The organism is Nocardia sp. FBN12 (genome assembly GCF_050320175.1).
In the GTDB taxonomy this organism is placed as follows: domain Bacteria; phylum Actinomycetota; class Actinomycetes; order Mycobacteriales; family Mycobacteriaceae; genus Nocardia.
Window position 1 is genome coordinate 6,431,720 of the sequence record NZ_CP190048.1, and the last position, 23,377, is coordinate 6,455,096.

Annotated in this window: 23 protein-coding genes; 20 read left to right on the forward strand and 3 right to left on the reverse strand. The window is 67.3% G+C overall.

What is annotated here, in order from left to right:
- Positions 1 to 236: 236 nt before the first annotated feature.
- Together ACQHI0_RS30265 and ACQHI0_RS30270 are read right to left on the reverse strand one after the other, a co-directional pair.
- Positions 237 to 1,781 (reverse strand): aldehyde dehydrogenase family protein, encoded by a 1,545-nt coding sequence (locus ACQHI0_RS30265; RefSeq protein WP_427905146.1) that lies wholly within the window; start codon positions 1,779 to 1,781, stop codon positions 237 to 239.
- A gap of 119 nt (positions 1,782 to 1,900) precedes the next feature.
- Positions 1,901 to 2,173: a DUF2277 domain-containing protein gene (locus ACQHI0_RS30270; protein ID WP_427905147.1), complete on the reverse strand. Its 273-nt coding sequence runs from the start codon at positions 2,171 to 2,173 to the stop codon at positions 1,901 to 1,903.
- 125 nt (positions 2,174 to 2,298) lie between these two features.
- Between ACQHI0_RS30270 and ACQHI0_RS30275 the strand changes: the two genes are divergently transcribed.
- Positions 2,299 to 3,156, forward strand: a complete 858-nt coding sequence (locus tag ACQHI0_RS30275) for a DUF1266 domain-containing protein (RefSeq protein WP_427905148.1) — start codon at positions 2,299 to 2,301, stop codon at positions 3,154 to 3,156.
- A gap of 25 nt (positions 3,157 to 3,181) precedes the next feature.
- On the opposite strand, the gene ACQHI0_RS30280 is transcribed toward ACQHI0_RS30275, so the two are convergent.
- Complete coding sequence (locus ACQHI0_RS30280) at positions 3,182 to 4,168, reverse strand: hypothetical protein (protein WP_427905149.1); 987 nt, start codon at positions 4,166 to 4,168, stop codon at positions 3,182 to 3,184.
- A 224-nt stretch (positions 4,169 to 4,392) separates the two neighbouring features.
- Between ACQHI0_RS30280 and ftsH the strand changes: the two genes are divergently transcribed.
- The 19 genes from ftsH to ACQHI0_RS30375 all read left to right on the forward strand — a co-directional run bounded on the left by ftsH (position 4,393) and on the right by ACQHI0_RS30375 (position 23,324).
- Positions 4,393 to 6,768, forward strand: coding sequence for an ATP-dependent zinc metalloprotease FtsH (gene ftsH / locus ACQHI0_RS30285; protein WP_427905150.1), 2,376 nt, complete (start codon positions 4,393 to 4,395; stop codon positions 6,766 to 6,768).
- Between the two features lie 285 nt (positions 6,769 to 7,053).
- Positions 7,054 to 7,668, forward strand: coding sequence for a GTP cyclohydrolase I FolE (gene folE, locus ACQHI0_RS30290; protein WP_427909355.1), 615 nt, complete (start codon positions 7,054 to 7,056; stop codon positions 7,666 to 7,668).
- Positions 7,665 to 8,549 carry a dihydropteroate synthase gene (gene folP / locus ACQHI0_RS30295; protein ID WP_427905151.1) on the forward strand — a complete coding sequence of 295 codons (885 nt, stop codon included), beginning with the start codon at positions 7,665 to 7,667 and terminating at the stop codon, positions 8,547 to 8,549. Before folE ends, folP begins: the two co-directional genes overlap by 4 nt.
- 130 nt (positions 8,550 to 8,679) lie before the next feature.
- On the forward strand, positions 8,680 to 9,102 hold the full coding sequence (folB, locus tag ACQHI0_RS30300) for a dihydroneopterin aldolase (protein ID WP_427905152.1): 423 nt from the start codon (positions 8,680 to 8,682) through the stop codon (positions 9,100 to 9,102).
- A complete protein-coding gene (folK, locus tag ACQHI0_RS30305) occupies positions 9,099 to 9,638 on the forward strand; it encodes a 2-amino-4-hydroxy-6-hydroxymethyldihydropteridine diphosphokinase (protein ID WP_427905153.1) in 540 nt (179 codons plus the stop codon). The genes folB and folK overlap by 4 nt, the downstream gene beginning before the upstream one ends.
- Complete coding sequence (locus ACQHI0_RS30310) at positions 9,632 to 10,105, forward strand: DUF3180 domain-containing protein (RefSeq protein WP_410874437.1); 474 nt, start codon at positions 9,632 to 9,634, stop codon at positions 10,103 to 10,105. Before folK ends, ACQHI0_RS30310 begins: the two co-directional genes overlap by 7 nt.
- 68 nt (positions 10,106 to 10,173) lie before the next feature.
- Positions 10,174 to 11,247 carry a DUF6779 domain-containing protein gene (locus tag ACQHI0_RS30315; RefSeq protein WP_427905154.1) on the forward strand — a complete coding sequence of 358 codons (1,074 nt, stop codon included), beginning with the start codon at positions 10,174 to 10,176 and terminating at the stop codon, positions 11,245 to 11,247.
- 141 nt (positions 11,248 to 11,388) lie between these two features.
- Positions 11,389 to 12,339 carry a Rossmann-like and DUF2520 domain-containing protein gene (locus ACQHI0_RS30320; protein ID WP_427905155.1) on the forward strand — a complete coding sequence of 317 codons (951 nt, stop codon included), beginning with the start codon at positions 11,389 to 11,391 and terminating at the stop codon, positions 12,337 to 12,339.
- Positions 12,339 to 13,295 carry a pantoate--beta-alanine ligase gene (gene panC / locus ACQHI0_RS30325; protein ID WP_427905156.1) on the forward strand — a complete coding sequence of 319 codons (957 nt, stop codon included), beginning with the start codon at positions 12,339 to 12,341 and terminating at the stop codon, positions 13,293 to 13,295. Before ACQHI0_RS30320 ends, panC begins: the two co-directional genes overlap by 1 nt.
- Before the next feature lie 12 nt (positions 13,296 to 13,307).
- Positions 13,308 to 13,727, forward strand: a complete 420-nt coding sequence (gene panD / locus ACQHI0_RS30330) for an aspartate 1-decarboxylase (RefSeq protein ID WP_056819033.1) — start codon at positions 13,308 to 13,310, stop codon at positions 13,725 to 13,727.
- Between the two features lie 21 nt (positions 13,728 to 13,748).
- Positions 13,749 to 14,531, forward strand: a complete 783-nt coding sequence (locus ACQHI0_RS30335) for a type III pantothenate kinase (protein ID WP_427905157.1) — start codon at positions 13,749 to 13,751, stop codon at positions 14,529 to 14,531.
- A gap of 128 nt (positions 14,532 to 14,659) precedes the next feature.
- Positions 14,660 to 15,256, forward strand: a complete 597-nt coding sequence (locus ACQHI0_RS30340) for a cysteine dioxygenase (protein ID WP_427905158.1) — start codon at positions 14,660 to 14,662, stop codon at positions 15,254 to 15,256.
- A complete protein-coding gene (locus ACQHI0_RS30345; protein WP_427905159.1) occupies positions 15,256 to 15,687 on the forward strand; it encodes a rhodanese-like domain-containing protein in 432 nt (143 codons plus the stop codon). Before ACQHI0_RS30340 ends, ACQHI0_RS30345 begins: the two co-directional genes overlap by 1 nt.
- A gap of 285 nt (positions 15,688 to 15,972) precedes the next feature.
- Positions 15,973 to 17,439 (forward strand): lysine--tRNA ligase, encoded by a 1,467-nt coding sequence (lysS, locus tag ACQHI0_RS30350; RefSeq protein WP_427909356.1) that lies wholly within the window; start codon positions 15,973 to 15,975, stop codon positions 17,437 to 17,439.
- A 115-nt stretch (positions 17,440 to 17,554) separates the two neighbouring features.
- Positions 17,555 to 17,917, forward strand: a complete 363-nt coding sequence (locus ACQHI0_RS30355) for a histone-like nucleoid-structuring protein Lsr2 (protein WP_266297504.1) — start codon at positions 17,555 to 17,557, stop codon at positions 17,915 to 17,917.
- A 274-nt stretch (positions 17,918 to 18,191) separates the two neighbouring features.
- Positions 18,192 to 18,803, forward strand: coding sequence for an FHA domain-containing protein (locus ACQHI0_RS30360; protein ID WP_427905160.1), 612 nt, complete (start codon positions 18,192 to 18,194; stop codon positions 18,801 to 18,803).
- Between the two features lie 124 nt (positions 18,804 to 18,927).
- Positions 18,928 to 19,485, forward strand: coding sequence for a DUF1772 domain-containing protein (locus ACQHI0_RS30365; RefSeq protein ID WP_427905161.1), 558 nt, complete (start codon positions 18,928 to 18,930; stop codon positions 19,483 to 19,485).
- A 63-nt stretch (positions 19,486 to 19,548) separates the two neighbouring features.
- Positions 19,549 to 20,481, forward strand: coding sequence for an esterase/lipase family protein (locus tag ACQHI0_RS30370; protein WP_427905162.1), 933 nt, complete (start codon positions 19,549 to 19,551; stop codon positions 20,479 to 20,481).
- A 275-nt stretch (positions 20,482 to 20,756) separates the two neighbouring features.
- Positions 20,757 to 23,324, forward strand: coding sequence for an ATP-dependent Clp protease ATP-binding subunit (locus ACQHI0_RS30375; RefSeq protein WP_427909357.1), 2,568 nt, complete (start codon positions 20,757 to 20,759; stop codon positions 23,322 to 23,324).
- Positions 23,325 to 23,377: the final 53 nt, after the last annotated feature.

Genomic DNA, 23,377 nt, shown 5'->3' on the forward strand with positions numbered 1-23,377 from the left:
ACCGGGGGTTGCTGGGTCTTCGCCTGACCTGGGCGTCTGACCAGGGTAAATGCGTCACCGTTCACACTCGGTGCGCGGATGTGGGCCGTGCCGCCATGCTGTCGAGCGCGTCGAAACGTGCCGCTGACCACGGCGCTCGTCATCCAGAGGTACTAGCGAGTGATCTTCATCACAAACATGTTTCGAAGTGACGAATTCGGCTGCGACACAAGTGCTCCGCCGCAGCCGAAACCGGGCTATTTCTTGAGGCGCAGCACCGCCGGAAGATCGATCCGGCGCATCCCGCGCGCACCGGCGGCCCGCATCGCGGCGACCGCGACGACGAGCTTGTTCATGTCGTACGGATACCAGAACAATTCCTTGCCCATGGTCGGCAGCTTCGGCTTCGTCATCGCCTGCGCGCGGCAGTATTTCCGCAGGCCCGACGCACCGCCCCAGCGCGCGCCGACGCCGGAAAGGCCCCAACCGCCCATCGGCATCGCCGGGTTGAACAGGTTCGAGAACACGTCGTTGATGTTCACCGCGCCGGTGTTCAACTGCCTGGCCACGCGTTCGCCGCGCGCCTTGTCGCCCGTCCATACCGACGCCGACAGGCCGTAGATCGAATCGTTGGCCAGCCGGATCGCCTCGGCCTCGTCGGCCACCTTCATCACCGGCAGCGTCGGGCCGAAGGTCTCCTCGGCGACGCACGACATCGAATGGTCCACATCCACCAGCACGGTCGGCTCGAAGAAGGTGCCGACGCCGGTGCGTTTGCCGCCGGTGGTCACCCGGGCGCCCGCCGCCACCGCGTCGTCGACGTGGCGCTGCACGATCAGCACCTGGTTCTCGTTGGCCAGCGCGCCCACGTCGTGCTTCGATTCGCGCCCGTCGGCGCCCTGGCGCAAGGCGGCGACGGCGGCGGTCAGCTTGGTGACGAACTCGTCGTAGACCGGTGCCTCGACGTAGACCCGCTCGACCGAGATACACACCTGGCCCGCGTTGAACATGCCGCCGAAGGCGATGCCGTGCGCGGCGCGGTCGATGTCGGCGTCGGCCAGCACGATCGCCGGATCCTTACCGCCGAGTTCGAGGCTGTAAGGCACCATCCGCTCGGCGCAGGTGGCGGCGATCTTGCGGCCGGTCGCGGTGGAACCGGTGAACTGGATGTAATCGGCGTTCTCGACCACGGCCGCGCCGGTCGCGCCCGCGCCCGTGACGACCTTGAATACCGGCGGCGCCCCGATCTCGGCCCAGCCGCGGGCCAGCTCCACCGCGGACAGCGGCGTCACCTCCGACGGCTTGAGGATCACCGCGGCGCCGGCGGCCAGTGCGGGGAACACGTCGATCGCGGGCATCGCGAGCGGGAAGTTCCAGGGCGTGATGACTCCGACCACCGGATACGGGCGGTAGGCGACGGTCAGCGACTTCACCCGCGCGAGCGGGCTGTGCGGGGACGGGTGCTCGTCGGCGAGGAACTTGCCCGCCCGGCGCGCGTAGTAGCCGAGGATGTCGACCGCGAACGCCGGGTCGATGATCGCGTCGACCCGGGGCTTGGCGGTCTCGGACTGCAATACCGCGGCCAGGTGCTCGGTATTGTCGATCAGCCAGTCCTGCATCTTCAGCAGCCACTGCTTGCGACCGGCGGGCCCGATCGCCTCCCACTCGGGCTGGTAGAGGCGCAGTTCCCGAACCGCGGCCGCCACCTCGTCCGGTGCCGTGTCCGGCACCGTCCCGGCGAGTTCGCCCGTCGCCGGATTGTGTACTTCGATCACCGCGGCGGTCTGGTCGATTTCGCTCACTGGTCGTTCTCCTCGTACATCTGCGGAATTGGAGTTCACCGGCTATCGCGGCGCGACCAGGAGGATGTGGCGTGCCTGCTCAATTAGAACACGTTGCAGTTCTGGCGGGAACCGGATTCCTACGGGGTCTCGCTGACCTCGCTCTCGCGGGCCGCGATCCGCCGCAGCGGCGGCTCGGTAGGCGGCGGAACCCGCCGATCGGGCAGTTCCGCCAGCAACGTGGTGGTCGCCGCGGCGATGGCCGCGACAGCCTTGTCGACGGCGGGTTTGGTGGCGCTGCTCAGGCCGGAGATGCCGCCGACTTTGCGCACATATTGCAAGGCGGCAGCGTAGATCTCCTGCTCGGTGGCGGCAGGCTCCAGACCACGCAAGACGGTGATATTTCTACACATGTCAGAACCATAGACCTGGTTGCCATGACGTGACAGGCGAAGAAACAGGTGATCTGAAATTCTCGTGACCCACGCGAGATTCGCAGGCCGCCCGTGATCGCGGTCACCGCACTAGACTCGGCCGCATGCCTGCCAGGGGAGTACCAGCGCTGACCACTTTTCCCTACCCGGAACTAGATGAGCGCGAAGAAGATCACTGGTCGGGCGCGGGCGTGAGTGACGACGAACTGCGCGCCCTCGCGCTCGGAGCCTTCTACTCCACGCGTTGGGACGCCTTCCACGACGCCATGCTGCTCGGTCCCGAACGTGAGCACCCGCTCGGTGACCGCCGTGAACTCGCCATCGACACCCTCACCGGCGCCTGGGGCATCACCGACGGGACCGAGGCCCGCGCCTCGATGGAGCAGTTGCTCGAAGGGATGCACGGGCCGTTGTACGCGCTCGTGCATCCGCTGGTGATGGCCTCGGTCAATGCCAGCGAGCGCGACCGTTTCGGCGAGCGTGCCGACAAACAGCGCGCTTTCCTGCGTCAGGTCGGTTCGTTTCGGGGGATGGACAACCCGGAGGCGCTGGTCCGCGATTACGACATCTGGGCCCAGGCCATCAAGATCGGCTTCACCGACCATCTGTCACGCCCCCTACCCAACGACATCCACGCCTGGGACCTCGCCCGCGTCGTCGCGGTGGCCCGGATGGCGTTCACCGCGGGCTATATCGACGCCGATGTGGCGTGGGAATACTGCATGCGCGCACTCGTCCCCGCGCAGCGCCGCTACCGCAACTGGCGCCAGTTCGGCGACGCCTACCTCACCGGCTGGACCTACTGGCAGGCCACCGAGGACCTCGCCGAACTGAAGAACGGCGGCGTCGACCGGCGGATGGAATTGGTGCGCCTGTGGACCCGGCCCACCAGCCCGTGGCGCCGGATCGAACTCAACGAGCCGGAGCAGAAGGCGGAAACCGAAGCGGCCGAACCGAATTGAGCATTCGGTCCGGCCACCGCCGGATTTACAGGCTGCGCAGGATCCCGCGGCCGTAGCGCTGGAATTGGGTATCGTCGACCATGCCGAGTGAATGCCGCTCGACCAGTAATTCCCACTCCGCGTAGAGCTGGTTGACACCGGGATCGGCAGGCCCGGCGGCACCGTCGGCGGCCTGCCTGCGCACGGCGAAATTCACCGCGCAGGTGACGCGTTCGGTGTCGGCGCGATCAACGCCAGCGAAATGCAGCGTGCGATTGCCGTCGTTGATATCGATGCCGGAGCCGCCGTGGCGCGTATCGACCTCACCGGGCGCCGAGCGCGCACCCTCGACCGTGCGGGCGCCGAGAATCGCGGCCACCGCCAATTCGAAGGCATAGCGTTCACCGCTCCCGAGGGAGATGAACAGCACCCGGGTGGTGGTCGCCGCGAGCAGGCCGGTGCCTGATCCCGCGGGCGGCGCGGCAACGGCGACGGCCGTTTCCAGCACGTATTCGTCGGGGGTGACATACCGGTTCAGCGCGGTGATCGCCGGACGGGCGTCCTTGCGCGGTGCCATCCGCCGCACGGCGCGCTCGACATCGGCGCGGGTCGGCCCCGATTTGCCCCACTCGGGCGCGGGCGGGGTGAGGTCGGGCGCGGCCACGTCGATGCGCTGGGTCGTCATGATCTGATCGTTGATCCGGTCGACGATGCCGAGGGCGGCAGGCACGTCGTGCTCGGCGATGAGCACCGGAAGGGGAGTGCGGTCGGCGGGGACGCCGGTGAGCACTGCCGTGGGATAACGCAGATAGATCTCGATCACGACCGCTTCGTCGGCGCGCCGATTGAGGCGCACCTTGAGCAGGTCGGCAATGGGAACGTCGAGAACACGTTCGCCGTCGGTACCCGGCCGGAGGACGACGAGCCGTCCACCGCCGTGGCGCAGAATCGCTGTGGGTGTTCGTAGCTCGACGATCTCTATACCCCCTGCGCTGTAGTTGTGTCGTCGCCCACGATAAGGCGGGCATGACATGATTGTGGCCACTTGCCACAACCCGGTCGGAGCGTTCGGGAACCACTTGCGTTCTCCGGCCGTTTACCAGTGCAACTGCACCAGCAGCCGAACAGCGCGATGTATCGAACTAGACCGTACGCGGTAACGTGGCATGTCCGCATCCGAAACCCGCCGATCTCGACGCTTCGCAAGCACACCCGGAGTAATAACCGGAAAGGACTGGGCCGTCCGGCCGACGCTCTATGAACCGCAAGACAGTGTTTCGCACCTTGGCGATCATCTCGGGCATCATGCTCATGATCTGGCTGTTCAGCTTTCTCAGCGATGACACGCGCGGTTGGGAGAGTGTCGACACTTCCGTTGCGCTGGCCCAGCTCGAGGACAAAGCGAACGTCAAGAACGTGCAGATCGATGACAAGGAGCAGCAGCTCCGCATCGAACTGAACAACGGCAACGAAGCCACGAGCAACAACGCCAAGATCGTCGCCAAGTATCCCAGCGGCGGGGAGAACTCCGCCCAGGTCCTCGACGCCGTGCAGAAGTCCGGCGCGCCCTACGACACCGTGGTCAAGCAGGAGAGCTGGCTTTCCCAGCTGCTGCTGTTCATCGTGCCGATGGTGCTGCTGGTCGGCCTGTTCATCTTCGTGATGTCGCGCATGCAGGGCGGTGGTCGCGGCGGCATGATGGGCTTCGGAAAGTCCAAGGCCAAGCTGCTGACCAAGGACATGCCCAAGACCACGTTCTCCGACGTGGCCGGTGCCGACGAGGCCGTCGAAGAGCTGTACGAGATCAAGGATTTCCTGCAGAATCCAGCCCGCTACCAGGCACTCGGCGCGAAGATCCCCAAGGGCGTACTGCTCTACGGGCCGCCCGGAACCGGTAAGACGCTGCTGGCCCGCGCGGTCGCGGGCGAGGCGGGGGTGCCGTTCTTCACCATCTCCGGCTCGGACTTCGTCGAGATGTTCGTCGGTGTCGGCGCCTCCCGGGTGCGCGACCTGTTCGAGCAGGCCAAGCAGAACAGCCCCTGCATCATCTTCGTCGACGAGATCGACGCGGTCGGCCGCCAGCGCGGTGCGGGCCTCGGCGGCGGTCACGACGAGCGTGAGCAGACGCTGAACCAGCTGCTCGTCGAGATGGACGGCTTCGGCGATCGCTCCAACATCATCCTGATCGCGGCCACCAACCGGCCCGACATCCTCGACCCCGCGCTGCTTCGCCCCGGCCGGTTCGACCGGCAGATCCCGGTCGGCAACCCCGACCTGGCCGGTCGCCGCGCGATCCTGCGGGTGCACTCGGCGGGTAAGCCGATCTCGCAGGACGCCGATCTCGAGGGTCTGGCCAAGCGCACCGTCGGCATGTCCGGCGCCGATCTGGCCAATGTCATCAACGAGGCCGCGCTGCTCACCGCCCGCGAGAACGGTTCGGTCATCACCGGCGAATCGCTCGAGGAATCGGTCGACCGGGTGATCGGCGGCCCGCGCCGCAAGAGCCGCATCATCAGCGAGCACGAGAAGAAGATCACCGCCTACCACGAGGGCGGCCACACCCTGGCGGCCTGGGCGATGCCCGATATCGAGCCCGTCTACAAGGTCACCATCCTGGCCCGCGGCCGCACCGGTGGTCACGCCATGACGGTGCCCGAGGACGACAAGGGCCTGATGACCCGCTCGGAGATGATCTCCCGGCTGGTCTTCGCGATGGGTGGCCGGGCCGCCGAGGAGCTGGTGTTCCACGAGCCGACCACCGGCGCGTCCTCCGATATCGACCAGGCCACCAAGATCGCCCGCGGCATGGTCACCGAGTACGGCATGAGTGCCCGCCTCGGCGCCGTGCGCTACGGCCAGGAGCAGGGCGACCCATTCCTCGGCCGTTCGATGGGCGTGCAGCCCGACTACTCGCACGAGGTCGCCCGCGAGATCGACGAGGAGGTGCGCAACCTCATCGAGGCCGCGCACACCGAGGCCTGGTCCATCCTCAGCGAATACCGCGAACAGCTCGACACCTTGGCGACCGCGCTGCTCGAGCGCGAAACGCTGCACCGCAAGGATCTCGAGAAGATCCTGGCCGGTGTCGAGAAGCGTCCGCGGATCACCGCGTTCAACGATTTCGGTGATCGGCACCCGTCGGACAAGCCGCCGGTGAAGACCCCGGGCGAGCTGGCCGTCGAGCGCGGCGAGCCGTGGCCGCCGGTGCCGCCCGCGCCGGTGCCGGTGCCCAACGGCGCACCGCCGGTCGATCCCAACGGGTACCCGGGTCAGCCGTACGGCCAGCCCGCGCCGCCCGCCGCCGGTTACCCGTTGCCCGCCGCGCCGACCCAGGCGTTCCCGCGGCAGTCGGGGACGCACGGTTCGCGGCCCGACTACGGCGCGCCGGCCGGATGGTCGGCTCCGGGTTGGCCGCCGCGCGAGGAGCAGCAGGCACCTCAGCAGCAGCAGCCGCCTCAGCAGCAGCAGCCGCCTCAGCAGCCAGACCAGGGCAGTGCCTGGGGTCGACCCGAGCAGCAGCAGCCGCGGCACGCCAACGACGGTTTCCAGCCGTGGGGCGCCCAGCCGCAGCCCCCGGTGCGTGACGCCGATCCGGAGAACAAGGAATGGGAAGGGCCGAACGGCCGTCAGTGACCGGTGGCCAACTACGCTCGAACGTCGAACGCCGGATAACTTCGGCGTTCGGCAGTGGTTCTCGGATTACGCTCGGCCATCGATTGTCGGGTGGTCGCCGGCTTTTTCGGCTCTGGTTCTCGCACCCGCCCGCCTCTGGACTGACCGGAGGGTGCGACGAAGGAGTACCCGGAGGGAGCGAAGAGGCGGGGTACAGGGCCGAGAACCTGCGGCGCCAGCCGCCAATATCACGGAGGTGCGGAGAAGTTGTCGGCCAACAAGCAGGATCTCGATCCGGCAGGTGAGCTGGGTGCGACGAGCCCGTCGGTGCTGACGGCGCTGGCGACCGGTTTGCCGTTCGATCAGCCGCGTGCCGAGAACGCGGTTCGCGAGCTGCTGATCGCGGTCGGTGAGGACCCCGACCGCCCCGGTCTGCTCGATACGCCGGCGCGGGTGGCACGTGCCTACCGGGAGATGTTCGCGGGGCTCTATACCGAGCCCGACGCGGTGCTGGCGACCACCTTCGACGAGGGTCACCAGGAACTCGTGCTGGTTCGCGACATCCCGATGTTCTCCACCTGCGAGCACCACCTGGTCTCGTTTCACGGCGTCGCGCACGTCGGCTACATCCCCGGCCCGCACGGCCGCGTGACGGGCCTGTCGAAGCTGGCCCGCGTCGTCGATCTCTACGCCAAGCGCCCGCAGGTGCAGGAGCGGCTGACCAGCCAGATCGCCGACGCCGTGATGCGCAGACTGGATCCGCGCGGCGCGATCGTGGTGATCGAGGCCGAGCACCTGTGCATGGCCATGAGGGGAATCCGCAAGCCCGGCGCCAGCACCACCACCTCGGCGGTGCGCGGCCAGCTGCAAACCGACTCCGCCTCGCGATCCGAGGCGCTGGACCTGATCCTGCGCAAATGAGCGAGCCACTGGTGACTGCCCGTGACCACCGCTCCTGCGTGGTCATGGGCGTCGTCAATGTGACTGCTGATTCCTTCTCCGACGGCGGTCGCTATCTCGATCCCGAACTCGCGATCGCGCACGGGGTCGAGCTGTACGAGGCGGGCGCCGACATCGTCGACGTCGGTGGTGAATCGACAAGGCCGGGTGCCGACCGGGTCGACCCCGCCGCCGAAGCCGCCCGGGTCGCTCCGGTGATCCGCGGACTGGTCGCCGCCGGTGTGCCGACCAGTGTCGACACGATGCGCGCCGAGGTCGCCGAGGCCGCGCTGGCGGCGGGTGTCTCGATCGTCAACGACGTCTCCGGTGGTCGCGCCGACCCGAACATGGTGAAGGTCGTCGCCGAAGCGGGCGTGCCGTGGATCCTCATGCACTGGCGTGCCGCAGCCGACTACCGCCACACCGGCCCCGCCGACCACTACGACGACGTGGTCGCCGAGGTCCGCGCCGAACTCGCCACCCAGGTCGACCTGGCCGTCGCCGCAGGCGTGACCCCGGACCGCCTGATCCTCGACCCAGGACTTGGCTTCGCCAAGAACGCCGACCACAACTGGGCACTCCTGGCCGCCCTTCCCGAACTGCGCGCGGATGGCTTCCCCATCCTGATCGGCGCCTCTCGCAAACGCTTCCTCGGCGCCCTCCTTGCCGACGATTCCGGCCCCCGGCCCCCCGACGGCCGCGAAACCGCCACCGCCACCCTCTCCGCCCTCGCCGCCACCAACGGCGCCTGGGGCGTGCGAGTTCACGACGTCCGAGCCTCCCTCGACGCCATCGCTGTCGTCGACGCCTGGCACGGTGCCGCCGAACTTCGCACCGCGGCCGCGCGCGGAGCAGCACGGTGACCGCCACCGCTGACCACACACCGCGCCCGGCGGCCGGCCCCTCGCCGAGTGCCGGTGGCGGCGTCCGCTCCGTCCGAACTGCCTGTGAAGCCCGCCCATCGAGTGCGGTCACCGTCCGAGGAGCCATCCGATGAACTCACCCCTTCTGCCGCCACCCGCAGGCAGGCCCGCTTCCTCGCGGATCGAGCTGCGTGGGCTGCGTGCGTTCGGCAGGCACGGTGTGTTCGATTTCGAGCGCCGTGACGGCCAGGAGTTCGTTGTCGACCTGACAGTCTGGACGGATTTCGCCTCGGCCGCTGCCTCCGACGACCTCGCCGACACCGTCGACTACGGCGCGCTCGCCGAGCGCGCGGTGCGCATCGTCACCGGTCCGCCGCGCGATCTGATCGAAACGGTGGTCTCCGAGATCGCCGACGACGTGATGGCCGACCCGCGGGTCGAGGCGGTGGAGGTGGTTGTGCACAAGCCTTCGGCGCCGATCCCGCACACCTTCGAGGACGTGCGCGTAGTGGCGACGCGGTATCGCACGGTGGTTCCGGAGTCGCGGCGATGACTCGCGCGGTGCTCTCGATCGGCTCGAATCTGGGCGATCGGCTCGCGCATCTGCGCAGCGTGCTGGCTGCGCTGGGGGACCGGGTCATTGCGGTGTCGCCCGTGTACACCACCGCGCCGTGGGGTGGGGTCGACCAGGACGACTACCTCAATGCCGTTGTCGTAGCGCAAGATTCGGCGTTCGATGACTACGCGTGGCTGCGATTCGGTCAGGAACTCGAGCAATCCGCGCACCGTGTCCGTGAGGTCCGCTGGGGCGCGCGCACGCTCGACGTCGACGTGGTCCAGTGCGTCGACAACACCGGCACCGCCATCGCCCGCGACACCGACCCCGCGCTGATCCTCCCGCACCCGCAAGCCCACAACCGGGCCTTCGTGCTGATCCCGTGGCTGGCTGTCGACCCGTCCGCACGCCTTCTCGTCGACGGCACCGACCGCCCGATCGCGGAGTTGCTCGCCGAACTCGACCGTTCCGAAAAGGACGGCGTGGTCCGCACCGATCTGGTGCTACGCGACGAAAGCGCCCGCCCGTGCTGAAACCCACCCGGGTACTCGACCTCGCGCTGAACGTGGTCGTGGCCGCCGCGGTCGCCTGGATCGCCACCCGGTTCGCCTATTCCAGCTTCCCGTCGATCTCGGTGGCCGCGGGCGCTTCGCTGCTGCCGGTCGCCGCGATCGAGGCGGCGCTGGGATTCGCGATCAAGGCCAAGATCGCCGATGAGCAGATCGGCGACGGCTCGGGCCAGATGCATCCGATCAACGTCGCCAGAGGTGTGGCGCTGGCGAAGGCGTCGCTGCAGGTGGGTTCGCTGGCCGCCGGTGTGTGGCTGGGTTTCCTGCTGTGGGTTTTCCCACAGCGCGGGACCGTGACGGCGGCTGCCGCCGATTCGCCGGGAGCGGTGGTCGGCCTGCTGGCCGGTTCGGCCCTGGTTGCTGCGGCTTTGTGGCTGGAGTATTGCTGCCGGGCGCCCGAGGACCCGACCGACGATCCCGCTACTACATAGCAACTTGCGAATGGAATCACCGCGACCTTTGGTGGGCCGACCAGCCGATTCCGGCTACCCTGGCCCTCATGGTTTCACCCTCCCGCAGCACGGCGCCCCGACGACGGCGGGACGACGCGGGAAAATTCTTCGTCGGTTTCCTCATCCTCCTCGGCCTGACGGCCAGCGTTTTCCTGATCTTCAGCGAAAACGTCCAGTACGTCAGGATCGGCCTGGTAGCGGCCCTGTGGGCGGCGGTCATCGGTGCGCTCGCGGCAACGCGTTACCGCAAGGACGCGGCTGTCGACAAGGCGAAGGTGCGCGATCTCCAGACGGTGTACGAGTTGCAGCTCGAGCGTGAGATCAACGCCCGGCGTGAGTACGAGATGGGCGTCGAGGCGCGGGTCCGCGCCGAAGTCGGCGCCGACTCCTCCGAAATCGCGGCACTGCGCGCCGAGCTGACCCTGCTTCGCCAGAACCTGCAGGTCCTCTTCGACGGCGCTCTGCCCGACGAGCAGGTCGCGTTGCAGGCCGACGCCGTGCGGATCGACGCGTTGCCCGCCGGTGGCTTCAACGCCTTCGACGAGCCCGACCACGATTTCGACGATAGCCCCGAGGATGCCACCGCTGCCTGGTTCGGCCCGTGGCAGCAACCCCCCAGCGCACTGAAACCCGTCTTCATGCAACCGGTTTCGGCCAACTTCGCCGACCCCTACGACGATCCGGTCACCGCCGAGACCTCGGCCGTCCAGCTCGACGAATACGCCGAAACCCAGGCCGCGGCCGCTCCCCAGCCCGCGCCGAAGTCGTCGGGCAAGACCCCGCCGCCTCGCCTGTCCTCACCGAATACCCGCAAGGTCTCGGACACCGTCCTCCCGGCCGAGTCCACCACGAACGGCGACGCGGCCGCTGCCCCCGAGCCCACCCCGGCTACCCCTGAGCCCGCCCCGGCCGAGCCGACCCCGGCGCCGGCCGTCACGCCCGAACCGGCGCCGGCACCCGCTGCCGCGGCGGAGCCCGCCCAGCCCCCGGCGACCCGCCCCGACAAGGCCCCCTCGGTCGGCACCAGCTCCCGCCGACGCCGCCGCGCGGAAACCGAAGGCACCACCCGCCTCTCGGTGGCCGACATCATGGCCAACCTCGAATCCGAGTCCACCCGCTGACGCAACACCTGGTTTCGCCGGCGGAACTGAGCCGCAGATCACGGGCGGGGCTATGGCCGACCATGTGGCGCCTCCTCTATCCTCGAAGCGAACGTCTGGTACCCGCACCGCGGGACTGGAACGCAAATCGAGAGGACAACGTTGACCTCGAGAAGTGTCAACCCTGATGGCGCGAAAACGAGTGTCGACCCAGCGCCCGCACGACTGACGGTAGGAATCGTCTCGGCGGGACGGGTGGGTTCCGCACTCGGCGTCGCGCTCGAGCGAGCCGGCCATGTGGTCTTCGGTGCCGCCGCGATCTCCGATGTCTCGGTGCATCGTGCCCACACCCGGCTGCCCGAAGCCCAGATCCTGCCGATCGAGCAGATCGCCCAGCGCAGTGAACTGCTCTTGCTCGCGGTCCCCGATGCCGAGCTGGCCGGCTTGGTCCGCGGGCTCGCCGGTGCGAACGTGGTCCGCCCCGGCACCATCGTCGTGCACACCTCCGGCGCGAACGGCGTCGCGATTCTCGAACCGCTGACGAAACAGGGCGCGCTCGGTCTCGCTATCCACCCCGCCATGACCTTCACCGGCCACGACGAGGACATCGCCCGCCTGGCCAATGCCTGTTTCGGCGTCACCGCCGCCGACGAGGTCGGTTACGCCATCGCGCAGGCGCTGGTGATCGAGATGGGTGGCGAACCGGTCCGGGTCGAGGAAGACCAGCGCTCCCTCTATCACGCGGCCCTCGCCCACGGCAGCAATCACCTGGTCACGGTCATCGTCGACGCCGTCGCGGCCCTGCGTGAATCGCTGTCCGGCCCCGGTCTGCTCGGCCAGCCGCTGGTCGACGACCAGCCCGGCGGCCTCGCCGAACGCTTGCTCGCCCCGCTGGCCTCGGCCGCCCTCGACAACGCGCTGCGCCGCGGCCAGGCCGCACTGACCGGCCCGGTCGCCCGCGGCGATGTCGACGCCGTCGCCGCCCACCTCGCCGCGCTCGAGCAGGTCGACGACCGCTTGGCGCAGGCCTACCGCGCGAACTCGCTGCGCACCGCCGAACTCGCACAAACCGATCCGGCACTGCTGGAGCTCCTCGCCAAGAAAGGCCACTGATGGAACCCCGAGAAGTGCACCACCACCAGGGCGGCGCGCGCGCCACCGGCGCCTTCAAGGCAGGCGTGCTGACCGTGCATCACAACCCCGAGGTGCTCGACACGGTCGCCAAGGCACTGCGCGGCGCCGGTCGCACCGTCGGTTTCGTGCCGACCATGGGCGCGCTGCACGAAGGCCACCTCGCGCTGGTCCGGCAGGCCAAGCTCAACAATCAGGTCGTGATCGTCTCGGTCTTCGTCAATCCGCTGCAGTTCGGCGCGAACGAGGACCTCGACGCCTATCCGCGCACCCTCGACGCCGACCTCGAACTGCTCCGCACCGAGGGTGTCGACCTGGTCTTCGCCCCGAGCGTGTCCGACATGTACCCGGACGGGATGCGGACCACCATCCAGCCAGGCCCGCTCGGCGCCGAGCTCGAAGGTGGCAGCAGGCCAACGCATTTCGCGGGCATGCTCACCGTGGTCGCGAAGCTGCTCAACATCACCCATGCCTCGGAGGCGTACTTCGGTGAGAAGGACTACCAGCAGCTCACGCTGATCCGGCAGATGGTGCGCGACCTGAACATGGACGCGAGGATCGTCGCCTACCCGACGGTCCGCGAGCCCGACGGCCTCGCCCTCTCCTCGCGCAACCGCTTCCTCGACGCCACCCAGCGCGAGTCGGCACTTGCCCTGTCGGCCGCGCTCGCCGCGGGTCGCCACGCCGCGGGCCTCGGCGCGGACGCGGTTGTCCAGACCGCCCGTTCGGTCCTCGACGCGGTCGACGGCCTCGATGTCGACTACCTCGAACTGCGCGACTCGAACCTGGGTCCCGCGCCCACCGCGGGCAATGCCCGCCTGCTGGTCGCCGCCAGAGTCGGCGACACCCGCCTGATCGACAATGCCCCCGTAGTGCTCGGCGCCCAGATCGACGGGCACCCCGACGCGAACTCCCTGCCTGCCTCGCAGGCGCACTGAAAGGCGACGACGATGTTGCGCACCATGATGAAGTCGAAGATCCACCGTGCCACCGTGACCCACGCCGATCTGCACTATGTCGGCTCGGTGACCGTCGACCAGGACCTCCTCGACGCCGCCGACCTGCTCGAGGGTGAGCAGGTCTGCATCGTCGACATCGACAACGGCGCCCGCCTCGAGACCTACGTGATCGCCGGCGAGCGCGGTTCGGGCGTGATCGGCATCAACGGCGCCGCCGCCCACCTCGTGCACCCCGGTGACCTGGTCATCCTCATCGCCTACGGCCAGATGGACGAGGCCGAGGTCCGCGACTACGACCCCAAGGTCGTCTTCGTCGACGACCACAACCGTCCGGTGGAGCTGGGCAGCGACCCCGCGCACGCACCGGAGGGCTCCGGCCTCACCTCGCCGCGCTCACTGTCGTTCGTCTGAGCGGGGCGGGGGGCTAGCGCGATGCTGCTGACGATCGATGTCCGCAACACCGGGATCGAACTCGGCCTGTTCTCCGGCAGCGGCGAACACGCGAAACTGGTGCGGCACTGGCGAATTCACACCAATCCGCTGATCACCGCCGACGAGTTCGCGATGCAGGTGCGCGGCCTGGTCGGCGCGGACATCGACCAGGTCGTCGGCGTCTCGGCGCTGTCCACCGTGCCGCCGGTACTGCGCGAACTACGCGCCATGCTGGCGCGGTACTGGTCGCATGTGCCGCACGTACTGGTGGAACCCGGTGTGCGAACAGGTATTCCGCTGCTGGTCGACAATCCGAAGGAAGTCGGCGCCGACCGCATCGTCAACTGCCTCGCGGCTTTCCGTAGCTTCGGTGGGCCCGCGATCGTCGTCGATTTCGGCACCGCGATCTGCGTCGACCTGGTCTCGGCCAAAGGGGAATTCCTCGGTGGCGTGATCGCGCCCGGGGTGGAGATCTCCGCCGAAGCGCTGGTGGAACGCAGCGCGATGCGCCGCGTCGAGCTGGCGCGGCCGCGTTCGGTGGTGGGCAAGAACAGCATGGAGTGCATCCAGTCCGGTGCGATCTTCGGCTTCGCCGGCCTGGTCGACGGGCTGGTCGATCGCATCCGCGACGAATTCGACGCGTTCGCCGGTACCGATGTCACCGTCGTGGCCACGGGGGCGGGCGCACCGCTGATCGTGCCGGAGTCGGAGACCATCGATTCCCACGTCCCGCACCTCACGCTGACCGGCCTGCGCCATGTCTACGAGCGCAACAAGAAATAGCGTCTGCTAAGCTATTGCTCGTGATCTTCCGTGTGAGCACCCAGGAGTGTTGTCGAGGCTAATCTGCCTCGACCGTTCGAGGCTGACGTTTTCCCTCGACCGATTTCTCACCTCCTGGAGATGCGCTCATGCGTTCTTCTGTCCTTTCCCTTCCGTCCGCACGGGACGAATACTCCGCGACGCCCCCGCTCGACCGGGCGATCGCCTCGGCCCTTCCGACCCGGCTGCGTCCCGCTGACCTGCTGCGACTCACCGACGAAGCCGCCGAAGACGTCCTTTCCGGACGCTATGACCATCTCCTTCCGGCCGACGGCATCTGGCCGACCGAAGAGCGCTGGGCGGCCCGCCTTTCGCACGACGACGAGGTCGATGTCTGGCTGATCAGTTGGACGCCGGGCAAATTCACCGATTTACACGATCACGCCGGCTCGCTCGGCGCCCTCACCGTGCTCAGCGGCGCGCTTTCGGAATACCGCTGGAATGGCACCGAGTTACGCAGGCGCACGCTCGCCGCGGGTGATCAGGCGTCGTTCCCGATCGGCTGGGTGCACGACGTGGTGCGGGCGCCCGCCGCCGCCGAATCCGTCGGCCCGCTGGATCCCACCTTGAGCGTGCACGCCTATTCCCCGCCGTTGTCGGCGATGTCGTATTACGAAGTGACGGGTCACGGCACGCTGCGCCGCACCAAAACCGTCCTCACCGACCAGCCCGAAGGTGATCTGTGATGAGCCGTTTGACGATTGATCAGATGCTCGAGAACGCTCGCGCGCGATTGCACCGGGTGTATGTGTACGACGTGGCCGCCGCGCTGGAGCGTGGCGCGATTCTGGTCGACATCCGACCGGCCGCCCAGCGAGTCCGCGAAGGATCGCTGCCCGGTGCGCTGGTGATCGAGCGGAATGTCCTGGAATGGCGGCTGGATCCCACCTCGTCGGCACGGTTGTCGCTCGCCGTCGACCACGATGTGGAATGGATCATCTTCTGCTCGGAGGGGTACACGTCGAGTTTGGCTGCTGCCGCGTTGCAGGAGTTGGGACTGCACCGGGCCAGCGATGTGATCGGCGGTTACCAGGCACTGAAGTCGGCCGGGCTGTTGACCGTCGGCGTCGGCGTCCCGCATTTCGCCCGCGAGGTCGACGCACTGGCCTCCCTGTAAGCTCCCTCGCCGCTCCGCGAATTCAGCGTGCCGTTCGCGAATTCGCGGGGTTCGCCCTTGGTCTCACGTCATGCGCCCGACGACTCCGAGGTGGTTGGGGAGTTACCCATGTCCTGACGAAATCGGTGAGGCACTTCACAATTCATGGACGGGGGAGGCGGTGAGGCGGGGGAGCGGCAAAACCCTTTCCGGCGACCGCTAATGTTGTCGGATGTGAGCACTCCTAACCCCGCCGCACCCGGCCGCGCCGCCACATCCGCTGTGGACATCGATGTTCCCGAGCAGATGCGGATTCGCCGGGACAAGCGCGAGCGGCTGCTCACCGCCGGTGGTGAGGCCTATCCCGTGGTGGTGCCGCGCACCCACACGCTGGCCGAAATCCGTGCCGCCTACCCGGATCTGGAAGCCGACACCCAGACCGGTCTGCAGGCCGGTATCGCGGGCCGCGTCATTTTCGTCCGGAATACCGGCAAGCTGTGCTTCGCCACGCTGCAGGAAGGTGACGGCACCAAGCTGCAGGCGATGATCAGCCTCAACGGTGTCGGCGCCGACGCGCTGGCGGCCTGGAAGGCCGATGTCGACCTCGGCGACTTCGTGTTCGTGCACGGCGAGGTCATCTCCTCGCGCACCGGTGAATTGAGCGTGATGGCCGATTCCTGGTCGATGGCGGCCAAGTCGCTGCGCCCGCTGCCGGTAGCGCACAAGGAGATGAACGAGGAGTCGCGCGTCCGTGCGCGCTATGTCGACCTGATCGTGCGTCCGGAGGCCAGGGAAATGGCCCGGACCCGCGTGAATGTGGTCCGCGCGCTGCGCAACGCGCTCGAGCGCCGCGGTTTCCTCGAGGTCGAGACGCCGATGCTGCAGACGATCCACGGTGGCGCCGCCGCGCGCCCGTTCGTCACCCATTCCAATGCGCTCGACATGGACCTATTCCTGCGGATCGCGCCGGAGCTGTTCCTCAAGCGTTGCGTGGTCGGTGGCCTGGAGAAGGTCTTCGAGATCAACCGGAACTTCCGCAACGAAGGCGCCGACTCGACGCATTCGCCCGAGTTCGCGATGCTGGAAACCTACGAGGCCTACGGCACGTATGACGATTCCGCGACGATGACCCGGGAATTGATCCAGGAGGTCGCGCAAGAGGCATTCGGCACCCTTCTGGTGACACTCGCCGACGGCACTGAATATGATCTCGGTGGCGAGTGGACGACCGTCGAGATGTATCCCTCGCTGTCGGAGTCGATCGGTGTCGAGGTGACTCCGGAAACCACGGTCGAGGAATTGCTCGCACTCGCCGATCGGGTAGGTCTGGAAATTCCTTCCGGCAAGGGCTACGGTCACGGGAAACTGGTCGAAGAACTGTGGGAGCACGCGTATGGCGACAAGCTCTACGCACCGACTTTCGTTCGCGACTTCCCGGTCGAGACTTCACCGCTGACCCGTCAGCATCGCAGCAAGCCCGGTGTCACCGAGAAGTGGGACCTCTATGTTCGCGGCTTCGAGTTGGCAACGGGCTATTCGGAACTGGTGGATCCGGTGATCCAGCGGGAACGCTTCGTCGACCAGGCGCGGTTGGCCGCGGCAGGCGATGACGAGGCTATGGTGCTCGATGAAGACTTCCTCGCCGCGATGGAACACGGCATGCCGCCGACCACCGGAACCGGTATGGGAATCGACCGCTTGTTGATGGCTCTCACGGGTTCGGGAATCCGGGAAACGATCCTGTTCCCCATTGTCCGGCCGAGTAGTCGCTGACCAGTGAATTCATGGGGTGAAGTCCCCATGTTGGAAATTTAGCATTTCGGGGTATTCTTGCCTCGGGTATTCGGCCTGGAGGCAGGCTTGACGATTTCGAGAGGACGTTCATCTCATGGCAAAGAAGGTCACCGTTAGCCTGATCGACGATGTCGACGGTGAGTCCATCGCGGACGAGACCATCGAGTTCGCTATCGATGGGGTGTCGTACGAGATCGATCTGTCGGACGCAAATGCGGCGCGCTTGCGCGAAGGCCTGGACGAGTGGGTCGCCAACGCCCGCCGGGTGAGTGGCCGTCGCCGGGTGAAGGCTGCCGGTGCACCCGCGCCGCAGGGCAAGAGCCGCGTTTCCATGGACCGTGAACAGAGCGCCGCAATTCGCGAATGGGCTCGGCGTAAGGGCCACAAGGTCTCGGCCCGCGGTCGTATCTCGGCGGAAATCACCGATGCGTACAACAAAGAGGTCGGCAAGAGCTGATTCTTTGGCGGCGCGGGCGCCGCGTGGTTCGCGGCCCCGCCGGTCCCGTCGTTGAGGCACCGTTGCTTGCTCCTTCGTCGCCTACGCAACGGCACCTCAACGACGGGACGGCCGCGAACGGCAGGCTTCGCCTGCCTGCCCCTCCTCAGGGTCGGGGCGTGGGGGTTGCGTTCGGTAGGGGAACAAGGGGCCGGTGTTGTGCCGGGTGTGGGGTGTCGGGACGTAGACTGATGGCCGTGCACAAGGCGTTTCGAGTATCCGGCGGTGTTGCGCAGTGAGCTCTTTCCTGCGGTACACCGATGACACCGGTAAGCAGCATGAATTGGCCTTGGAGGCCGGGCAGCAGCGCGTCACGATCGGGCGCAATGTGCAGGCCGATCTGGTGCTGGGCTGGGACGCCGAGGTTTCGCGTCTGCACGCTGCCGTCGAGCATCTCGGTGCGCACTGGACCATCATCGACGACGGACTGTCACGCAACGGCACCTTCGTCAACGGCGAGCGCCTGGTCGGGCGGCGCCGGCTGAGTCCCGGTGACCGGATTCGGGTCGGGACAACGCTCGTGCATTTCTTCGATTTCGGCGGTGTCGTGGACGACGCGACCCATACCGCCTCCGGGTCCATCCCCACGATGCGCTCACTCACCGATACCCAGCGGGCGGTGCTGATCGCGCTGTGCCGTCCGTACAAACACGGCACCGGTTTCGCGACGCCCGCGTCGAATCAGCAGATCGCCGAGGAATTGTTCCTCTCCATCGACGCGATCAAAACTCATCTGCGGGCCCTGTTCGCGAAGTTCGGCGTCGAGAATCTGCCGCAGAACCAGAAGCGAACCCGACTGGCTGCCTTGGCCATGCAGAGCGGCATGATATCCGACCACGATTTGTGAGCGCGACGCTCGCGTAGGTCGGTGAGCGCCTGAACTATGTCGCGGACGGGCGCTGGGCGGTTGACTTACTCGTATCACCGGAGCGCGGGATTCAAGCTCCGGGCCACGAGTCAGGAGACATCGCATGTTCGCAGTCCGGATGGCCACCATGGTGCTCGCCGTGCTCAGTACGGGGCTCATCGCGGGGGTGTTCTACGCCTACGCGATCTCGGTGATGCCCGCGCTGGCCCGCACCGACGACCGCACGCTGATCGACGTGATGCAGAAGATCAACGTCGTGATCATCAACCCCTGGTTCATGTTCGGCTTCATGGGCACGGTCGGCTTCACCGCGCTCGCGGCGGTGCTGCACCTGGGTAGCGACCAGCGCGCGACACTGATCTGGATCGGAATCGCGTTGGTGCTCAACGTGATCGGGTTCGGCGTCACCGTGGGGCTGAACGTGCCGCTCAACGATGCGCTCGCCGCCGCGGGCGACCCGGCGTCGATCGTCGACACCGCCGCTGTCCGTGCGGATTTCGAGGCGACCTGGGTTCGCTGGAACATCGTCCGCGCGGTGCTGCACACGGCCGCGTTCCTGGTGCTGTGTGGTGCGCTGTTCGCGGCGGGCGTGCAGCAGGGCAAGTCGAGTTCGACCACCGACGCGGTCGCGGCGCCGATGTCGATGATTTCCGGCCGGTAGTGCCACGCGATCACTAGAACGTGTTCCATGATAAGTGGAACACGTTCTAGTGAGGAGTCGTTCATGCGACGTAGTTCGCTTCTGGTGCTGGCCGCGGCGGCCATGCTCGCCTGCCTGCCCGCCACCGCGTCGGCCCAGCCCCTCCCGGTCGACTACAACTTCTTCGCCGGAATTCCCCCGGAACTCACGAACCCGGGCGGCTCGCTCCCCGGCGCGAACGACCCGGCCTGCGTCCCCTCGCCCGAGCATCCCGACCCGGTGGTCCTGCTGCACGGCACCGGCGGCGGGGCGCAGACGAACTGGGGCGTATACGCTCCGCTGCTGGCCAACGAGGGCTATTGCGTCTTCAGCCTCACCTACGGGGCCTACGCCCTCCCGTGGCCCGTCTCGGCGATCGGCGGCATGCGGCCCATCGAGCAGAGCGCCGCCGAGGTTTCCGCTTTCGTCGACGGTGTGCTCGCCCGTACCGGTGCCGCGCGCGTCGACCTGATCGCCCATTCGCAGGGCAATATCGTCGGCAACTACTACATCAAGCGGCTCGGTGGCGCGGACAAGGTCGGCAAGCTGGTCGGGATCGCGCCGCCTTGGCTCGGCACCAACGCGTTCGGGGCGGGCGATATCGCCACCTTCAGCCGGGCCCTCGGCGCGGGACCCGCCTTCGACGCGGTCAGCTCGTCGCTGTGTCAGGCCTGCGGGCAGATGTTCACCGGCTCGCCGTTCATGACCGCGCTCAACGCCGACGGTGTGTACGACCCGCGCGTCAGCTACACCAACATCGTCTCCGCCATCGACGAGCTGGTCGTCCCGCACACCTCCGGCCTGGTCCCCGGGCTGACCGCCACCTCGATCGTCGTGCAGGACGGTTGCGCGCAGGACTACTCCGAACACCTGGCCATCGCGGGTAGTCCGCGCGCGGCCGGCTACGTCCTCAACGCCCTCGATCCCGCCAGGCAGGCCGCGGTGCCATGCGAATTCGTCCCACCATTCACCGGATGAGCTCCCTCGGCGCGATTTCGCTGTAGGCAAAACTCGAGCGGAAACGAATGCCGCGACGTGCGCGTTGTCAGTGAGTGACCATGTTGTCGCCGGTTCCCAATAGGGTGGACCGGCGGCGGCGGAATCCCCTGCCAACTAGAGTGGATGGCGGGGGCCGCAACCCCCGGGCTTCATGGCAGGCTGACGACGAAACTTGTCGGTCCGACGCCCTAGGTTGTATCGAGCATACTGCGGCGTCTGTTGCCAGAATGTCGGAGCAGGAGAGTGAGGGAGCGATGTTCGAGAGGTTCACCGACCGCGCGAGGCGTGTCGTTGTCCTGGCCCAAGAAGAGGCCCGGATGCTCAACCACAACTACATCGGCACCGAGCACATCCTGCTTGGGTTGATCCACGAGGGCGAGGGCGTGGCGGCGAAGTCGCTGGAGTCGCTTGGTATCTCGCTGGAGGGTGTGCGTAGCCAGGTCGAGGAGATCATCGGGCAGGGCCAGCAGGCGCCGTCCGGTCACATCCCCTTCACCCCGCGTGCCAAAAAGGTGCTGGAGCTGAGCTTGCGCGAAGCGCTGCAGCTCGGCCACAACTACATCGGTACCGAGCACATTCTGCTCGGCCTCATCCGCGAGGGCGAGGGCGTCGCGGCCCAGGTGCTGGTCAAGCTCGGCGCCGACCTCAACCGTGTCCGTCAGCAGGTCATCCAGCTGCTGTCCGGGTACCAGGGCAAGGAGCCCGTCGAGGGCGCCGGTCCGCGCGGCGAGGCGGGTACCCCGTCCACGTCGCTCGTGCTCGACCAGTTCGGCCGCAACCTCACTCAGGCCGCGCTCGAGGGCAAGCTCGACCCGGTCATCGGCCGCTCGAAGGAAATCGAGCGCGTCATGCAGGTGCTGAGCCGCCGCACCAAGAACAACCCGGTGCTGATCGGCGAGCCCGGTGTCGGTAAGACCGCGGTCGTCGAAGGTCTCGCGCAGGCCATCGTCAACGGCGAGGTCCCCGAAACCCTCAAGGACAAGCAGCTCTACACCCTCGACCTGGGCTCCCTGGTCGCGGGCAGTCGCTACCGCGGTGACTTCGAAGAGCGCCTCAAGAAGGTGCTCAAGGAGATCAACACCCGCGGCGACATCATCCTGTTCATCGACGAGCTGCACACGCTCGTCGGCGCGGGTGCTGCCGAAGGCGCCATCGACGCGGCCTCGATCCTGAAGCCGAAGCTGGCCCGTGGCGAGCTGCAGACCATCGGTGCCACCACCCTCGACGAGTACCGCAAGTACATCGAGAAGGATGCCGCGCTGGAACGCCGTTTCCAGCCGGTGCAGGTGGGCGAGCCGACCGTCGAGCACACGATCGACATCCTCAAGGGTCTGCGCGACCGCTACGAGGCGCACCACCGGGTCTCCATCACCGACAGCGCGCTCGTGGCCGCCGCCACCCTGGCCGACCGCTACATCAACGACCGGTTCCTGCCGGACAAGGCGATCGACCTGATCGACGAAGCGGGCGCGCGCATGCGCATCCGCCGGATGACCGCTCCGCCGGACCTGCGCGACTTCGACGACAAGATCGCCGATGCGCGCCGGGAGAAGGAAAGCGCTATCGACGCGCAGGACTTCGAGAAGGCCGCGCGGCTGCGCGACAAGGAGAAGCAGCTCGTCGCCAAGCGTGCCGAGCGCGAAAAGCAGTGGCGTTCCGGTGATCTGGACGTCGTGGCCGAGGTCGACGACGAGCAGATCGCGGAGGTGCTGGCCAACTGGACCGGCATCCCCGTCTTCAAGCTCACCGAGGAGGAGACCACCCGTCTGCTCCGCATGGAAGACGAACTGCACAAGCGGATCATCGGCCAGGAGGATGCCGTCAAGGCCGTCTCCAAGGCGATCCGCCGCACTCGCGCCGGTCTGAAGGACCCCAAGCGTCCGTCGGGCTCGTTCATCTTCGCCGGCCCCTCTGGTGTCGGTAAGACCGAGCTCGCCAAGTCGCTGGCGAACTTCCTGTTCGGCGACGACGACGCGCTCATCCAGATCGACATGGGCGAGTTCCACGACCGCTTCACCGCTTCTCGTCTGTTCGGTGCCCCTCCCGGGTACGTGGGCTACGAGGAGGGCGGCCAGCTCACCGAGAAGGTGCGGCGCAAGCCGTTCTCGGTGGTGCTGTTCGACGAGATCGAGAAGGCGCACCAGGAGATCTACAACACCCTCCTGCAGGTGCTCGAGGACGGCCGTCTCACCGACGGTCAGGGTCGTACGGTCGACTTCAAGAACACCGTGCTGATCTTCACCTCGAACCTGGGCACCTCCGACATCTCCAAGGCGGTCGGCCTTGGCTTCACCCAGTCCAACGCCGAGGGCTCGAACTACGAGCGGATGAAGCTCAAGGTCAACGACGAGCTGAAGAAGCACTTCCGCCCCGAGTTCCTCAACCGCATCGACGACGTGATCGTCTTCCACCAGCTCACGAGCGAACAGATCGTGATGATGGTCGACCTGATGATCGCCCGCGTCTCGAAGCAGCTGAAGAACAAGGACATGGCCATGGAGCTGACCGATCAGGCCAAGAGCCTGCTCGCCAAGCGCGGTTTCGACCCGGTCCTCGGCGCTCGTCCGCTGCGTCGCACGATCCAGCGCGAGATCGAGGATCAGCTGTCGGAGAAGATCCTCTTCGGCGAAATCGGCGCAGGCCAGACCATCATGGTCGACGTCGAAGGCTGGAACGGCGAGGGTCTCGGCGAGGATGCCAAGTTCACCTTCACCGGCAAGACGAAGCTGACCAAGGCCTCTGCCACCGACGACAAGCCCGAGGTGGTCCTCACCGGAGCAGCAGAGGGCACCGCCCCTGATGCTGCCGCCTCCGGCGAGTAGCCAGCAGAACGACAAAGCCCGCCCCCTGGCAATCAGGGGGCGGGCTTCTTCGT

What these genes read in the sequence shown, in the direction of transcription:
- ACQHI0_RS30270 (WP_427905147.1), bottom strand. Translation starts at nt 2,173, where the DNA reads ATGTGTAGAAATATCACCGTCTTGCGTGGTCTGGAGCCTGCCGCCACC.
- ACQHI0_RS30275 (WP_427905148.1), top strand. Translation starts at nt 2,299, where the DNA reads ATGCCTGCCAGGGGAGTACCAGCGCTGACCACTTTTCCCTACCCGGAA.
- ACQHI0_RS30280 (WP_427905149.1), bottom strand. Translation starts at nt 4,168, where the DNA reads ATGTCATGCCCGCCTTATCGTGGGCGACGACACAACTACAGCGCAGGG.
- ftsH (WP_427905150.1), top strand. Translation starts at nt 4,393, where the DNA reads ATGAACCGCAAGACAGTGTTTCGCACCTTGGCGATCATCTCGGGCATC.
- folP (WP_427905151.1), top strand. Translation starts at nt 7,665, where the DNA reads ATGAGCGAGCCACTGGTGACTGCCCGTGACCACCGCTCCTGCGTGGTC.
- folB (WP_427905152.1), top strand. Translation starts at nt 8,680, where the DNA reads ATGAACTCACCCCTTCTGCCGCCACCCGCAGGCAGGCCCGCTTCCTCG.
- folK (WP_427905153.1), top strand. Translation starts at nt 9,099, where the DNA reads ATGACTCGCGCGGTGCTCTCGATCGGCTCGAATCTGGGCGATCGGCTC.
- ACQHI0_RS30315 (WP_427905154.1), top strand. Translation starts at nt 10,174, where the DNA reads ATGGTTTCACCCTCCCGCAGCACGGCGCCCCGACGACGGCGGGACGAC.
- panC (WP_427905156.1), top strand. Translation starts at nt 12,339, where the DNA reads ATGGAACCCCGAGAAGTGCACCACCACCAGGGCGGCGCGCGCGCCACC.
- panD (WP_056819033.1), top strand. Translation starts at nt 13,308, where the DNA reads ATGTTGCGCACCATGATGAAGTCGAAGATCCACCGTGCCACCGTGACC.
- ACQHI0_RS30335 (WP_427905157.1), top strand. Translation starts at nt 13,749, where the DNA reads ATGCTGCTGACGATCGATGTCCGCAACACCGGGATCGAACTCGGCCTG.
- ACQHI0_RS30340 (WP_427905158.1), top strand. Translation starts at nt 14,660, where the DNA reads ATGCGTTCTTCTGTCCTTTCCCTTCCGTCCGCACGGGACGAATACTCC.
- ACQHI0_RS30345 (WP_427905159.1), top strand. Translation starts at nt 15,256, where the DNA reads ATGAGCCGTTTGACGATTGATCAGATGCTCGAGAACGCTCGCGCGCGA.
- lysS (WP_427909356.1), top strand. Translation starts at nt 15,973, where the DNA reads ATGCGGATTCGCCGGGACAAGCGCGAGCGGCTGCTCACCGCCGGTGGT.
- ACQHI0_RS30355 (WP_266297504.1), top strand. Translation starts at nt 17,555, where the DNA reads ATGGCAAAGAAGGTCACCGTTAGCCTGATCGACGATGTCGACGGTGAG.
- ACQHI0_RS30365 (WP_427905161.1), top strand. Translation starts at nt 18,928, where the DNA reads ATGTTCGCAGTCCGGATGGCCACCATGGTGCTCGCCGTGCTCAGTACG.
- ACQHI0_RS30370 (WP_427905162.1), top strand. Translation starts at nt 19,549, where the DNA reads ATGCGACGTAGTTCGCTTCTGGTGCTGGCCGCGGCGGCCATGCTCGCC.
- ACQHI0_RS30375 (WP_427909357.1), top strand. Translation starts at nt 20,757, where the DNA reads ATGTTCGAGAGGTTCACCGACCGCGCGAGGCGTGTCGTTGTCCTGGCC.